The sequence below is a fragment of the Nicoliella sp. ESL1149 genome, assembly GCF_058107265.1.
The window spans coordinates 105,642-119,921 of record NZ_JBYLUE010000002.1 but is presented as its reverse complement, the minus strand read 5'-3'; the positions used below and the strand labels follow the sequence as shown (position 1 = coordinate 119,921).

Here is a 14,280-nt window from a genome sequence, read left to right as displayed (position 1 = left end):
TATATTATTTATGCGAAGGGATTCTTATTGATGTCAAAAAAAGGAATGTTAATTGTTCTTTCTGGACCTTCTGGAGTAGGTAAAGGAACAGTCAGAAAAGCACTATTTGAAGATCCAGCAGTTGATTTTAAATATTCAATTTCCATGACTACCCGTAAGCCTCGTAAGGGTGAAAAAAATGGGGTTGATTATTATTTTGTTTCTAAAGAACAGTTTGAACAAAATATTGCTGATGGTGAAATGTTAGAATATGCAAAGTATGTTGATAATTATTATGGAACCCCATTAAAATATGTTAAGGAAATGTTGAATGCAGGACACGATGTTTTCTTAGAAATTGAAGTTAAGGGTGCTATGCAGGTTCGAGCTAATTGGCCAGAAGGTGTTTTTGTTTTTCTAACGCCCCCAGACTTAGTCGCTTTAAAGAAACGACTTGTTGGACGTGGAACTGACGATATGGCTGTGATTGAAAAGAGAATTAAGAAGGCTGCTACAGAAATTAAAATGATGCGTAATTATGATTATGCCGTTTTAAATGATGAAGTTCCTAATGCTGTTAAAAGAATCAAGACTATCGTTCAAAGTGAACGACTTCGAGTAAACCGCGTAATGCCCGATTATCTATCTATGTTAGGAGATGAACTTTAATGTTACTTTATCCATCAGTTGATAAATTATTAACCCATGTTAATTCTCGTTATCTTTTAGTTATGTTAGCTAGTAAGCGTGCTCATGAATTAGATGAAGGTGCTAAGCCATTATTGGATAGTTACAAATCTAAGAAATCAATTGGAAAAGCTTTTGAAGAAATTGAAGCAGGCCTTGTTAAGCCACAAAGATAACTATTTTTATAAATCAACCTTTGTGAATTTCACAAAGGCTTTTTTTATATTATTTTACTGAGGTGAAAAAATGTTAAAGGATAAGCACATCATGATATACGTGACCGGAAGCGTTGCAGCATATAAAGCCATTATGTTAATGCGTTTATTACAAAAAAAAGGGGCAATTGTTAGGGTTGCGATGACTAAATCAGCAACTACTTTTGTTGCACCTTTAACTTTTGAATCTTTATCTCATAATTTTGTTTTAACTGATGAAACAAAAGGGATGATGGATAATCAATTAACGCATATTGAAGCTGCTCAGTGGACGCAGTTAGCAATTGTTGTTCCCGCTAGTGCTAATTTTATTGCGAAAATGGTGAATGGTATTTCAGATAGTCTTCCGCTAACAACATTACTAGCTACATCGGCCCCTAAAATTGTTATTCCAGCCATGAATGATCAAATGTGGCTTAATCCAGCAACCCAAAGAAACATTCACCAATTAAAAAAAGATAATATCCGAGTATTACTGCCAACAACAGGAAAATTAGCTGAAGGATACTCTGGAATTGGTAGAATGATTGAACCAAGTGAAATTATTGAGCGTCTAGATAAAGGTACTCAAGACTTTAAAAAATTGCTAAAGGGGAAAAAGGTTCTCGTAACAGCTGGGGGAACCCGAGAGCCAATTGATCCTGTTCGTTATATTGGTAATAAGTCATCCGGTAAAATGGGATATGCAATTGCGCAAGCTGTTCAAAAATATGGAGCAGAAGTAACTTTAATTTCTGGACCTGTTAGACTACCTGCTCCACAAAATGTAAAATTGATAAATGTGGTGACCACCGAAGAAATGTTATCAGCAGTAATGAAAGAATTTCCACAAAATGATATTTTGATTATGAGTGCAGCAGTAGCAGATTTTGTCACTGATCATCCATCTAATAAAAAAATAAAAAAACAAACTGGTCAAAATGAAATTAGCTTTAAATTTAAATTTGCTCCTGATATATTAAAAGAAGTAGCTAAAATAAAGCGTCCTGATCAGTATACGGTTGGTTTCGCTGCTGAAACAAATGAACTACTTAAAAATGCTCAAACAAAACTTAAAAGTAAACACCTTAACTTATTAGTTGCTAATGATGTCAGCCGAAGTGATATTGGTTTTGGTAGTGATCAGAATCAGGTAACTTTTTTAAAACCCAATCAAACCCCAGTTAATAGTCAAATGATGACTAAAAATAAGATTGCAGAGTTATTAATAGAACAAATCCAACTTGATTTATAAAAGGAGATGCTAAATTGCAATTTGCAGAAGTTTTAGTTGATGTCCCAACAATGCAAACAGATCGCCCTTTTACCTATTTGATTCCTGATGCTTTGGAAAATCAAATTGCAATTGGAATGAGGGTAATTGTTCCATTTGGTAAGGCTGACCGAAAAGTTCAAGGAATTGTTTTAAATCTTACTGACCAAAATGACTTTGATGGAGAAATGAAATCAATTATTTCACTAATGGATTTGAGCCCTGTTTTAGATAATGAGTTGATGAATTTATCAGATTGGCTTGCTAAGAATACTTATTCTTTTAGGATCAATTGTATTTGGACGATGTTACCATCGATTATGCGTTCTAAGACTGAAAAGTATGTTGTTCCAATTGATGAAAATAATGATGACGTTAAGTCTTTATTTGGTAACCAAAGGAGAATTTCTCTGGATGATGATCATAGTCCTGAAACATTAAGAAAATTATTGAAATTAAAAAAATTGGGTTTAGTTGAAGTTGAATATAAAGTAAGTGATAATGCCAAAGAAAAGGTTGCTAAATCTATTCAAGCAGCATTAACTTCAGATAAATTAAAAGAAATTAAATCAAATATCAGTTCAAATGCAAAAAAACAACTTGAGTTATTAGACTGGTTAATTGAAAATCCTCAAACTGAAATTTTACAACGTGAATTAGTCAAAAGATTTAATATAAGTGCTTCAGTTATTAATACTGCTTCTGAAAAGGGATGGATAAAAGTTGGTAAAATGCCAATTAGACGTGATCCATATAAAAAAAAGGTCGAACGAAATTATCCGTTACAATTAAATGAAGAACAAAAGAATGCAGTAGATAAAATTGATAATGCTGTAAAGAATAGTCAAAATAAGGTGTTTTTACTTGAAGGAGTCACTGGTTCAGGAAAAACGGAAGTATATCTTCAAACGATTCAAAAAGCATTGGTCGAAAATAAAACGGCTTTAATGTTAGTTCCTGAAATTGCTTTAACCCCACAAATTGTTCAAAGAGTCAAGGGAAGATTTGGTGATTTAGTGGCGATGCTGAACAGTGGACTATCTAAAGGTGAACGGTACGATGAATGGAACAGAATTAAAAATGGAGAAGCTAAGGTTGTTGTTGGAACTCGTTCTGCCATTTTTGCACCATTAAAAAATATCGGTATAATTATCATGGACGAGGAACATGACGATAGTTATAAACAGGAAGATACGCCTCGATATAATACCAGAGAAGTAGCTAAACAACGTGGAAAGGTATTTAATTGTCCAGTTGTTTTAGGAAGTGCAACCCCATCGCTTGAATCACGTGCTCGAGCAGGAAAGATGGTTTATGAGTTGTTAAAAATGCCTTATCGAATTAATAACCAGTCATTGCCTGAAGTTAAGATTATTGATATGCGAGAAGAAATCACTAAACATGCAGAAAGCAATTTTTCCGATGAATTAATGAATGCTATTCAAGAAAGAATTAAACAAAATGAACAAATCGTCTTGATGTTAAACAGACGTGGTTATTCTTCATTTGTAATGTGTCGTGATTGTGGCTTTGTTTTAAAATGTCCAAATTGTGATATTTCATTAACGTTGCATATGGATAATCACATGATGAAATGTCATTATTGTGGGCATGAAGAACCAATCCCAAATACTTGTCCTAATTGTCATCAACACGATATTCGTTATTTTGGAACGGGAACTCAAAAAGTAGAAATGGAATTAAAACGCCGATTACCTAATGCAAGAGTTCTTAGAATGGATGTTGATACGACCCGTCGAAAGGGTGCCCATGAACGAATTCTAGATAAATTTGGTAATCATGAAGCAGACATTTTACTAGGGACGCAAATGATTGCTAAGGGACTGGATTTTCCTAATATTACTTTAGTAGGAGTTTTGAATGCTGATACGACACTTGAATTGCCCGATTTTCGTTCTAGTGAGCGGACATTTCAATTATTAACTCAGGTTAGTGGTCGAGCGGGACGTGCGGAAAAAAAGGGTGAGGTTTATGTTCAAACATTTAATCCTGATAATTACGCAATCCAGTTAGCTCAAAAACAAGATTACGAACGTTTTTATCGTCAAGAAATGCAAGTTCGTCATGCAACTAATTATCCACCATATTTTTACACGGTCCGAATAACCGCAACTTCAACTAAGGAACGTTTAGCAGCTTCCAAGATATTTGAAATAAAGAAATATTTGGAAAATAAACTATCTCAAAATGTCATTATATTAGGTCCTACGCCTGGCGCAATTGCTAGGATTAAAAATCAGTATTATTACCAAATTCTGTTAAAATATAAACATGAACCAGATTTATCCAATGCATTAGATCATATTTTAAATGAATATCAAAGTGCTAATCGATACGGTGTTTACATCTCGATAGATTCAAATCCAGTTAGTTTTATGTAAGGAGATATTATTATGCCATCAATTGTATTTATGGGAACCCCCTCTTTTAGTGTTCCAATTTTAGAAGGATTGATCGATGGTGGTTACGATGTAAAAGCGATTGTAACCCAACCAGATCGACCTTTTGGAAGGAAAAGAATTTTAAAAGCATCACCATTAAAAGAAGCAGCTCAAAAATTAAATTTAAAAATTTTCCAGCCAGAAAAAATAAGTGGTAGTGAAGAAATGGAACAAATCATTAATCTACATCCCGATTTCATTATCACTGCAGCGTTTGGTCAATTTCTACCAGAAAAGTTATTAGCAGCAGCCAAGATTGCAGCTGTAAACGTCCATGGTTCTTTATTACCTAAGTATCGTGGAGGAGCTCCAGTTCAATATTCAATTATGAATGGGGATAAAGAAACCGGTATTTCAATTATGTATATGGTAAAGAAAATGGATGCGGGGGATGTATTAGCTCAGAAAGCAATTCCAATTGGTAGTGATGATGATACTGCTTCTATGTTTAATAAATTAAGTATTGTTGGACGGGACCTTCTATTAGCAACCCTTCCTAAAATTATGAACAAAAAAGTTAAACCACAACCACAGGACCCTGCTAAGGTCGTCTTTTCACCAAACATTACAAGAGAACAAGAACAACTTGATTTTAATGCTCCAGCTGATTTGATTGATGATAAGGTTCGTGCTTTACGGCCTGATCCAGGTGCTTTTGTTTATGTCGAAGGAAAAAGAATGAGAATTTGGAAGACAACACCAACGAATGAAACTACTGATTTGAATCCTGGCACCGTTGTTGAGAAAAATAAAAAGCATTTAAAAATTGCGGCTGGCAATAAAACTGTCATTGAATTAAATGAGATCCAACCAGCAGGAAAAAAGAAACAAATGATTAGTGATTATCTCAATGGGAATGGTCAAAAATTAAAAGTGGGAGATAGGATGATTACAGATGACAAATAATGTTCGCCGTTTAGCGTTAGAAACGTTAATTAAGATTGAAAAAGGTGCCTATTCCAGCCTTGAATTAAACCATATCATAAGAGATGAAAAGATGGATCATCGAGATGCTGGATTATTAACGCAGATTGTATATGGGGTAATCCAAAATCGTCTTTTATTGAACTATCAATTAACTCCATTTTTAAAAAAGAAAGTTGAACCTTGGGTGGTAACATTGCTAGAAACTGCACTTTATCAAATGCAATTTTTAGATCGAATTCCCAATCGAGCAATTTTTAACGAGACGATTAATATTGCAAAACAAAAGGGACATGATGGAATTAGAAAAATGGTAACTGGAGTTTTGCATAATATTGATCGAAATGGGGTACGTGATCCTAAAACAATTAAAGATTCATTAGAACGTTTATCAATTCAATTCAGTATTCCAAAATGGTTAATAAAAAAGTTAAACCAAGAACTTGGAATTGATAAAACTGAGTCAATTTTAAAAAGTATTAATCAACCTGCAAAACAATCGGTTCGCGTTAATTTAAAAAAGATTACTAAAGATCAGTTGATCGCTAAATTAACTCAGGAAGGCTATCATGTAGCAGAAAGTAACTTGGTTGGTGAGGGATTAATTTTAAGTGGCTTGCCTGCAAATCACAGTAAATGTTTTAAAGATGGCTTAATGACTATTCAAGACGAAAGTGCAATGCTTCCAGTTGAATCAATGCCAATTACATCTAATCAATATATTTTGGATGCGTGTTCAGCACCAGGTGGTAAAACAACTCAAATCGCAGAACATTTAAGTGGAAACGGGAAAGTATTGGCATTAGATCTTCATGCTAAAAGATTGAAACAGGTTGCTGAAAATGCTTATCGAATGGGGGTTGCAGAATATGTTGATGCAACTGCTTTAGATGCCAGAAAAGTAACTGAAAAATTTAATGATGATACTTTTGATCAAATTTTAGTTGATGCGCCATGTTCTGGGATTGGTTTAATTCGCCGTAAACCGGAAATTAGATATGAAAAACAACCAACTGATATTGATCATTTACATCGAATTCAATTATCAATTTTAAATAGTTTAACGAATGTTCTTAAAGTTGGTGGTCAATTAACTTACAGTACCTGCACGATTTTGAATGAAGAAAATCAATCTGTTATCCAAGAATTTTTAGAACAAAATCCTAATTTTACAATTAAACCAGTTAAAACGAGCAAAATTAAAATGAATAATGGCGAACCATTATTAAAAATATATCCAGATGATTTTGAATCTGATGGATTCTTTGTATCAAATCTAATAAAGGAACGTGATTAAAATGAAGATTGCCTACCAAACGTCAGTTGGTCTGAAAAGACAAAAAAATGAGGATTATGTGGATTATTTTACTAATAATAAAAACGTGACCTTAGCAATTGTAGCAGACGGTATTGGTGGGAATCGTGGTGGTGATGTTGCCTCAAAAATGGCGGTCGTTGAGATTGGTAAATCATTTTCCGAGTCTAATTTATCTAATATAAAGAAAGCCAGTACCTGGATTTCTAAACAAATTGAAGCTGAAAATCAACAAATTATAAGTGTTGCTAAAAGAAATCCTTCCATTAATAAGATGGGCACAACTTTTGTTAGTGCAATGTTATTTAAAGATCAGTTCCTCATTAGTAATTTAGGTGATAGTCGTGCCTATTCCTTTCATGATAATGTCTTAGTTCAGTTAACAGAAGATCATTCATATATTAATGCTCTATTAAAAAATGGTGAAATAACTACTGACGAGGCTAAGACATCACCATATAAAAACGTTATTGTGAGAAGCTTGGGAATTTCTGAGGAAACCAATTTAGATAATAATCGGTACAAATGGCATTCAGGAGAGTTGATACTGTTATGTAGTGATGGTCTAACTGATTTAGTCGCGGATGATGAAATTAAATCAACTTTAATAAAATCTATTTCAATTGAAGATAAATGTAATGAACTAGTTTCATTGGCAAATCAAAATGGTGGAGACGATAATATTACTGCAATGATTATTAAACATGAAACGGAGGCGACTCCAAATGCATAATAATCAGGTATTAAATGATCGATACCAATTAATCGAAGTTCTTGGCCATGGTGGAATGGCAGATATTTATTTAGCTTGGGATAAAATTTTAAAACGGTATGCGGCAATTAAGATTTTGCGTCTTGATCTCCAAAATGATGAAGATGCTAAACGGAGATTTAAACATGAAGCGTCAGCCATTGCAGAATTGAATAGTCCATATATCGTAAAAGTTTATGATTTTGGAGAACAAGGTGACCTACAATACCTTGTAATGGAGTATGTTAAGGGAACTAATTTAAAGAGATATATTAAAGAACACTACCCATTATCCAATCGTAAAATTATAAAAATCATGGAGCAAATCACAAAAGCTGTTATGACAGCCCATCACATGGGAATTATTCATCGTGATTTAAAACCGCAAAATGTTTTGATAGATGAGCACGGGGATGCTAAAATTTCAGATTTCGGAATTTCAATAACTGCTTCTGACAAGACAATTACTCGTTCGAATTATGTTGTTGGTTCAATTCATTATCTGTCACCAGAACAGATTACTGGGCATCGAGCAACTGAAAAATCTGATATATATTCCTTAGGAATTATCATGTTTGAATTATTAACAGATACAGTTCCTTTTGATGGCGATAATGCAGTTACGATTGCTCTTGCACATACAAGAGGAATTTTGCCTAATATTACTAAATATAATTCTAAGGCTACTCAAGGATTAATAAATATCGTTACAAAAGCGACTGATAAAAATCCTAATGGACGCTATTCTTCAGTAAAAGAAATGTTGTTCGATATTGAACATAATGCTCTGAGAAATGATGTCAGACCATATGTTTTAAAAAGAAAAGATGAAGAAACTGATGGTGCGGATGAAACCAAGATTGTCGATTTAACTAGTTTAAATAAGAATGTTGAACAAAAGCATCCTAATTTATTAAAAAATTATCCTGCTCATTCAAAACATCCTTTCGTTAATTTATATTTATCAATAATTATAGTTGTTATTTACGGATTATTTGTAATTGGATATTATTTAATTATGAATACAACTGTTCCTAATGTTGATAATTTTAGTTATCATTCTGCGCTTACTAAATTAAAAAGGAACCATATTAAAGTTCATCGAGTTATTTATGAAGATAACGGAAACGTTGATCGAAAACATGTAATTAAAACAAATCCAATTAGTAAAAAGAAAGTTAATCGAATTTGGGGAGTTGACTTAGTTTTAAGTACAGGTCATGGATCTGCAAGTTTAGGTAATTTTATTGGTCAGAATGCTCATAAAGTTGCTACCAGCCTTCGAAAAAAAGGATTTAAAGTTGTTTTTAAACGGGCAAGTTCTGATTATTTTAAACGTGGTTTGATATTAAAACAGAATTTTGATCCAGAAAGAAAATATGATTCGAGAGACAAAAAGATTGTTTTAACGGAATCAATTGGATTTCATCAATTTACAATGAGAAATCTGGTAGGACAGACAAAGGAAGAGGCACAGAGTTATGTTGATCAAGTTGGGTTAAACCCAACTTATGAATATCGATATCAGTCTGATCAAAAAACTAATACAGTAATTCAACAAAATCCTAACTCAGGATTGAAAGTTTACTCTGGTGATAATATTATTATTGTGATTGCGACTAATAATGATAAAACGAATCAAAATAACAATGTTAATTTAAATCTTAACATTCCATATCTTAATAATGGGACAGGTTATAATCTGATTAACATATATATCGGTGATCGAGATCATAATATTAACCGGATTTATCGACAACTAAAGATATATCAAGATTCAAAAGTAATTTTACCATTTCATATTGATGCTAATAATAAGGGTCAATACCAAATTTTTCGAGATGGTAAAAAAATAATGGATGTTAAGAGCATTCAGTAATGGAGGAAAAGTATTGCAAGGACAAATTCATCAATCTTTAAGTGGTTTTTATGATATTGAAAGTAACGGTAAAATATATCGAACTAGAGCAAGGGGTAATTTTAGAAAAAAAGGGATTAAGCCAATTGTTGGTGATATGGTAGAATTTGAAGATGGTTATTTACTAAAGGTTTTAAAAAGGCGAAATGAAATTGTTCGTCCACCATTGGCTAATATTGATCAAGTGATTATTGTTAGTTCTGCTGTTGAACCAGAATTTAGTGAAAATCTTTTAGATCGAGAATTAGTAATGATGGCAGAAAAAAACATTGATGTTGTTATTTATCTTTCTAAAACAGATTTATTAAGTTCAGATCAATACGATCATTTAAAGAAAATTATGGATTATTATGGACAATACTATCCTGTTATTTTTCCAAAAAAGAGTTTTGATAATGAATCATTAGATAAATTAAAGGGGTTGTTTAACGATAAACTAACCGTTTTAATGGGCCAAACCGGTGCTGGGAAGTCTACTCTTCTGAATCATTTAATTCCTGGTTTAAATTTAGAAACAAATGAGATTTCTAAAACTTTAAATCGGGGGAAACACACCACTAGAAAAGTAAGTTTATTATCATTTGAGGGGGGACTAGTTGCTGACACTCCCGGATTTTCATCGTATGATTTATCTGATATTAGTATTTACCATTTAAAAGATGATTTTCTTGATTTTGATAAGTATTCAGATGAATGTAAATTTAGAGAGTGTTTACACATTAATGAACCAGGATGTAAAATTAAAGAGTTGGTAGAAAATGGTATAATTATGAAGAGTCGTTATGAAGATTATCTTCAGTTATATCAGATGATCAAAGATCAAAAGCCAGTTTATAATAAAAAGAAATGAGGAATGAATAATGATTAAAGTTGCACCTTCAATTTTAAGTGCTGATTATGTAAACTTACAAAGAGACATTGAAAAGGTTGAAAAAGGTGGGGCAGAATACCTTCATATTGATATTATGGATGGTGATTTTGTTCCAGCAATTTCATATGGACCAAATTGGGTAAAAGCAATTCGTCCAATTTCTAACATGATTTTAGATGTTCATATGATGGTTAGAAATCCTGAAAGATATATTACAACGTTTGCTAAAGCTGGAGCTGATTTAATTGGGGTTCACGTTGAAGCAACTCCTCATATTCATCGAGCTATTCAAATGATTAAAAATGAAGGGGTTAAAGCAGAAGTTGTAATCAATCCGGGGACCAGTGTTGAAGCAATTAAACCAGTGCTTTACATGGTCGATCAAGTATTAGTAATGACCGTTAATCCTGGATTTGGTGGTCAAAAGTTCATTCCTGAAATGGTTGAAAAAATTAGACAACTTCAAGCAATCAAGGATGAAAAAGGTTATACTTTTGATATTGAAATTGATGGTGGGGTTAATGACCACACTGTTGTTGATGCATATAAAGCTGGAGCAACCGTTGCTGTTGCTGGTTCTTATGTTTTTGGTGCTAAGGATCCTGCTGCCAAGGTTCAAGCGATAAAGGATGCTACAAAATAATGCTTAAAATTAATCTTTTGGCTGGTGGGCCAGTTTTTAATTGGCCCAAAACAATTTCAGAACATAAAGTGACTGGTAAATGGTTGGGAATAGATCGTGGCAATTTAAGATTATTAAAATTAGGGATAACTCCATTAGTAGCTATTGGTGATTTTGATTCAGTTAGTGATGATGAATTTAAGATATTAAAGGATAGTATTCAAGATATTCGAACTTCACCAACAAAAAAAGATTATACGGATACTGAACGTGGATTATCAATTGCATTAAATGAATATCATGCGGATCAAGTTGATATTTATGGGGGAACGGGTGGTCGAATTGATCATTTTCTGGTGAATCTTTTTATGGTTTTAAAACCACAGTTTCGTGAATTTGCTTCTCGGATAAGATTAATCGATCGTACTAATACAATCACGTTTTTTTTACCTGGTTCTCATCAAATTCAAAAAGAAATTGATAAAAAGTACTTAGCATTTATACCATTGACCCCAATGAAATTGACTTTATCAGATGAAAAATATTGTTTAAATGAACGATTAGTTCAATTTCCAGAATCATTTTCAAGCAATGAATTTATTGGTCAAAGTGCTAGTTTTAATTTTGATAATGGCGTTTTATGCGTAATTCAATCAAAAGATTAATAAATAAAAGCTCTCCGATAGTGTTGTAACTTATCGGAGAGCTTTTCTATATAAAAATAAAAAGACCGATATTAATCAGTCTTTGTTGTGTTATTGATTAAATTAAACACGGGTAACTTTACCTGACTTTAAAGTACGAGCACTAACCCATACTTTCTTTGGCTTACCGTCAACTAAAATACGAACTTTTTGCAAGTTTGGCTTCCAGCTACGACGAGATGAATTTAAAGCATGGGAACGTTTGTTACCGAAGTGAGTTCTTTTACCGTTTAAGAAATCTTTAGCCATTACTAACGCCTCCTTTAATTTGCAACTTATTTAATTTGACTTAATACACTATAATAATTTATCATATCAAGGCCTATTTTGCAATACTTTTCTTTCAAGTAATTTTACTTGACACATTATTAAACAGAACTAATATTCAAACTAAAGGTATGATATAATATGTATTGATTAATTGTAACATAAAAGAAAAAATTAATGCCTCAAAAGTTTAATATAAATGTCTTGAATATGCTAAGGAGGAATAAAATGGCAGTTAAAATTAGAACTCAATATGGATTGATCGATATTAATAATGATGTTATCGGATCAGTCGTTGGGGCTGCCGCTACCAGTAATTATGGTGTAGTTGGCATGTCAAGTAAGAATCAAATCAAGGATAATTTTAATCGGATTTTAAAACGTGATAATTATGATAAGGGAATCGTTGTTAGACAACACGATAATAAAATAATTGTTGATGTTTATATTATTGTAAACTACGGAACTAAAATTTCTGAAGTTTCAAGAAATGTACAATCGAGTGTTAAATATAATTTGGAAAGCTTGCTTGGAATCATTGCTAACTCTGTTAATATTATTGTTCAAGGAATTAAAGTCATAGACAAATAGTAGAGCGGTGATTTTTTATTTGGAGGGGATTTTTTGACAACGACAGAGTTGGATAATGAAGATTTTAGAAAAATGATTCAATTGGCCGCGAACCAACTGAATAAAAATGTTAAATTAATAAATTCTTTAAATGTTTTTCCCGTTCCTGATGGTGATACTGGAACAAATATGAGTCTTTCATTTGCTAGTGGTTGGAAATATGTAAAGGCTAATCAAAGTAATTCGATTTCGGATTCTGCCTCAGCATTAGCGAAAGGATTGTTAATGGGGGCTCGAGGAAATTCAGGAGTTATTTTGTCTCAGATTTTCCGTGGCTTTTCAAAAGGAGTTACTGGCCATGAAAGATTGAGTGTTGATGACTTGAACGTTGCACTGAAGGAAAGTTGTGATACAGCTTACGATTCTGTTATGAAGCCAACTGAAGGAACGATTTTAACAGTTATTCATGGAGCTTCAGATGCTGCTAAGAAAGCGACTGAAGATAATCAAAGTATTCCAGAGTTCTTTGATAGCGTAGCTAATGCGGCTGATGAAGCGCTTAAAACAACACCAGAACTATTGCCAATTTTAAAGAAAGTTGGCGTTGTTGATTCAGGGGGGCAGGGATTAGTAATTGTATTAAAAGCTTTTGCTGATTCGATCAATAATCGTCAATCATCTGAAACAGATGAACTTAGTTCTGGTCAAATGGATGAGATGATTAATGCTGAACATCACGAAAGTGTTCAAGGAAAAATCGATCCCGATGATATTGTTTATGGATATTGTACTCAAACTATGATTCGATTGGGGAAGGGCAAAGAAGTTGATGAACCATTTGACTATGATAAGTTTTATGACTATTTAGCTAAATTAGGTGATTCGTTATTAGTTGTAAATGATGAAGAGGTAGTTAAAGTCCATGTTCATACAGAACATCCGGGAAAAGTTTTATCTTGGGGTCAACGTTTTGGCGATTTATTAAATGTAAAAGTTGATAATATGCGTGTACAACAAGAAGATATTATTGAACAAGATGAAAGTGAAGTTGATTCAAATGATAATAATAATGCCCAACAATATGTAAATGGGAACGGGATTATTGTCGTAGCAACTGGTCATGGGATTGAAAATTTATTTCGGAGTTTAGGAGCTACTGATTTTATCAGTGGTGGGCAAACGATGAATCCTAGTACTCAAGATATTTTGGATGCTATTAATCGTTCTAAGGCTAAAAAAGTTCTAGTCCTTCCTAATAATGGAAATATTTTTCTTGCGGCTGAACAGGCAGCAAAAGTTGCTCAAAAACCAGTTGAAATCGTTCATAGTAAGACGATTGCTCAGGGAATGAGTGCAATGTTAGGATATAATCCTGATGAAAGTTTGACTGAGAATAAAGATGCAATGGAAGATAGCTTGTCTACCGTTAAGAGTGGTGAAATTACCAAAGCGGTTCGTGATACTAAGTTAGATAGTGTCCACATTAAAAAAGGTCAATACATTGGGATAGTAGATGGACAAATTACCGTTACTAGTTCTAATAAAATTGATGCAGCTACCAATATGCTTAAAATGATGTTAGATGAGGATAGTGAAGCAGTTACTATCTTGTACGGAGATGGTGCTAATGAACGTAATGCTCAAAAAATTAAGAATCAAGTTCTAGAAATTGATCCTGATTTAGAAGTTGACGTTCATGAAGGAAATCAACCTATATATCCATTTTTAATATCGGTTGAATAA

General features: G+C 32.9%; 14 protein-coding genes. 13 read left to right on the top strand and 1 reads right to left on the bottom strand.

Translation table 11 applies throughout. The features are described 5' to 3' along the window. Positions 1-30: 30 nt before the first annotated feature. The 11 genes from gmk (at position 31) to AC3B6G_RS00555 (ending at position 11,661) form a co-directional block, all read left to right on the top strand. Positions 31-648, top strand: a complete 618-nt coding sequence (gmk, locus tag AC3B6G_RS00605; RefSeq protein ID WP_489849547.1) for a guanylate kinase — start codon at positions 31-33, stop codon at positions 646-648. Next, the gene (gene rpoZ, locus AC3B6G_RS00600; protein WP_489848524.1) at positions 648-842 is read left to right on the top strand and encodes a DNA-directed RNA polymerase subunit omega; all 195 of its coding nucleotides are present in this window, start codon (positions 648-650) and stop codon (positions 840-842) included. The genes gmk and rpoZ overlap by 1 nt, the downstream gene beginning before the upstream one ends. A 70-nt stretch (positions 843-912) precedes the next feature. Next, positions 913-2,115: a bifunctional phosphopantothenoylcysteine decarboxylase/phosphopantothenate--cysteine ligase CoaBC gene (gene coaBC, locus AC3B6G_RS00595; RefSeq protein WP_489848523.1), complete on the top strand. Its 1,203-nt coding sequence runs from the start codon at positions 913-915 to the stop codon at positions 2,113-2,115. Positions 2,116-2,129: 14 nt separating this feature from the next. Further along, complete coding sequence (gene priA, locus AC3B6G_RS00590; protein ID WP_489848522.1) at positions 2,130-4,535, top strand: primosomal protein N'; 2,406 nt, start codon at positions 2,130-2,132, stop codon at positions 4,533-4,535. Positions 4,536-4,547: 12 nt separating this feature from the next. After that, positions 4,548-5,501, top strand: coding sequence for a methionyl-tRNA formyltransferase (gene fmt / locus AC3B6G_RS00585; protein WP_489848521.1), 954 nt, complete (start codon positions 4,548-4,550; stop codon positions 5,499-5,501). Continuing rightward, on the top strand, positions 5,491-6,816 hold the full coding sequence (gene rsmB / locus AC3B6G_RS00580; protein ID WP_489848520.1) for a 16S rRNA (cytosine(967)-C(5))-methyltransferase RsmB: 1,326 nt from the start codon (positions 5,491-5,493) through the stop codon (positions 6,814-6,816). The genes fmt and rsmB overlap by 11 nt, the downstream gene beginning before the upstream one ends. Position 6,817: 1 nt before the next feature. Further along, a complete protein-coding gene (locus AC3B6G_RS00575; RefSeq protein WP_489848519.1) occupies positions 6,818-7,567 on the top strand; it encodes a Stp1/IreP family PP2C-type Ser/Thr phosphatase in 750 nt (249 codons plus the stop codon). After that, positions 7,560-9,464, top strand: a complete 1,905-nt coding sequence (gene pknB / locus AC3B6G_RS00570) for a Stk1 family PASTA domain-containing Ser/Thr kinase (RefSeq protein WP_489848518.1) — start codon at positions 7,560-7,562, stop codon at positions 9,462-9,464. Before AC3B6G_RS00575 ends, pknB begins: the two co-directional genes overlap by 8 nt. Then, complete coding sequence (gene rsgA / locus AC3B6G_RS00565) at positions 9,445-10,353, top strand: ribosome small subunit-dependent GTPase A (protein WP_489848517.1); 909 nt, start codon at positions 9,445-9,447, stop codon at positions 10,351-10,353. Before pknB ends, rsgA begins: the two co-directional genes overlap by 20 nt. A gap of 10 nt (positions 10,354-10,363) precedes the next feature. Beyond that, positions 10,364-11,017: a ribulose-phosphate 3-epimerase gene (rpe, locus tag AC3B6G_RS00560; protein ID WP_489848516.1), complete on the top strand. Its 654-nt coding sequence runs from the start codon at positions 10,364-10,366 to the stop codon at positions 11,015-11,017. Then, entirely contained in the window at positions 11,017-11,661 is a 645-nt protein-coding gene (locus AC3B6G_RS00555) for a thiamine diphosphokinase (protein ID WP_489848515.1), read from the top strand. Before rpe ends, AC3B6G_RS00555 begins: the two co-directional genes overlap by 1 nt. Before the next feature lie 102 nt (positions 11,662-11,763). On the opposite strand, the gene rpmB is transcribed toward AC3B6G_RS00555, so the two are convergent. Continuing rightward, complete coding sequence (rpmB, locus tag AC3B6G_RS00550) at positions 11,764-11,949, bottom strand: 50S ribosomal protein L28 (protein WP_489848514.1); 186 nt, start codon at positions 11,947-11,949, stop codon at positions 11,764-11,766. 246 nt (positions 11,950-12,195) lie between these two features. Here rpmB and AC3B6G_RS00545 point away from each other — a divergent pair, with 246 nt between their 5' ends. Both AC3B6G_RS00545 and AC3B6G_RS00540 read left to right on the top strand, forming a co-directional pair. Continuing rightward, positions 12,196-12,558: an Asp23/Gls24 family envelope stress response protein gene (locus AC3B6G_RS00545; protein WP_489848513.1), complete on the top strand. Its 363-nt coding sequence runs from the start codon at positions 12,196-12,198 to the stop codon at positions 12,556-12,558. 33 nt (positions 12,559-12,591) lie between these two features. Further along, positions 12,592-14,280, top strand: coding sequence for a DAK2 domain-containing protein (locus tag AC3B6G_RS00540; RefSeq protein ID WP_489848512.1), 1,689 nt, complete (start codon positions 12,592-12,594; stop codon positions 14,278-14,280).

Excerpts from the sequence above, each read along its gene's own strand:
- gmk (WP_489849547.1), top strand. The coding sequence starts at position 31 with ATGTCAAAAAAAGGAATGTTAATTGTTCTTTCTGGACCTTCTGGAGTA.
- rpoZ (WP_489848524.1), top strand. The coding sequence starts at position 648 with ATGTTACTTTATCCATCAGTTGATAAATTATTAACCCATGTTAATTCT.
- coaBC (WP_489848523.1), top strand. The coding sequence starts at position 913 with ATGTTAAAGGATAAGCACATCATGATATACGTGACCGGAAGCGTTGCA.
- fmt (WP_489848521.1), top strand. The coding sequence starts at position 4,548 with ATGCCATCAATTGTATTTATGGGAACCCCCTCTTTTAGTGTTCCAATT.
- rsmB (WP_489848520.1), top strand. The coding sequence starts at position 5,491 with ATGACAAATAATGTTCGCCGTTTAGCGTTAGAAACGTTAATTAAGATT.
- AC3B6G_RS00575 (WP_489848519.1), top strand. The coding sequence starts at position 6,818 with ATGAAGATTGCCTACCAAACGTCAGTTGGTCTGAAAAGACAAAAAAAT.
- pknB (WP_489848518.1), top strand. The coding sequence starts at position 7,560 with ATGCATAATAATCAGGTATTAAATGATCGATACCAATTAATCGAAGTT.
- rsgA (WP_489848517.1), top strand. The coding sequence starts at position 9,445 with ATGTTAAGAGCATTCAGTAATGGAGGAAAAGTATTGCAAGGACAAATT.
- rpe (WP_489848516.1), top strand. The coding sequence starts at position 10,364 with ATGATTAAAGTTGCACCTTCAATTTTAAGTGCTGATTATGTAAACTTA.
- AC3B6G_RS00555 (WP_489848515.1), top strand. The coding sequence starts at position 11,017 with ATGCTTAAAATTAATCTTTTGGCTGGTGGGCCAGTTTTTAATTGGCCC.
- rpmB (WP_489848514.1), bottom strand. The coding sequence starts at position 11,949 with ATGGCTAAAGATTTCTTAAACGGTAAAAGAACTCACTTCGGTAACAAA.
- AC3B6G_RS00545 (WP_489848513.1), top strand. The coding sequence starts at position 12,196 with ATGGCAGTTAAAATTAGAACTCAATATGGATTGATCGATATTAATAAT.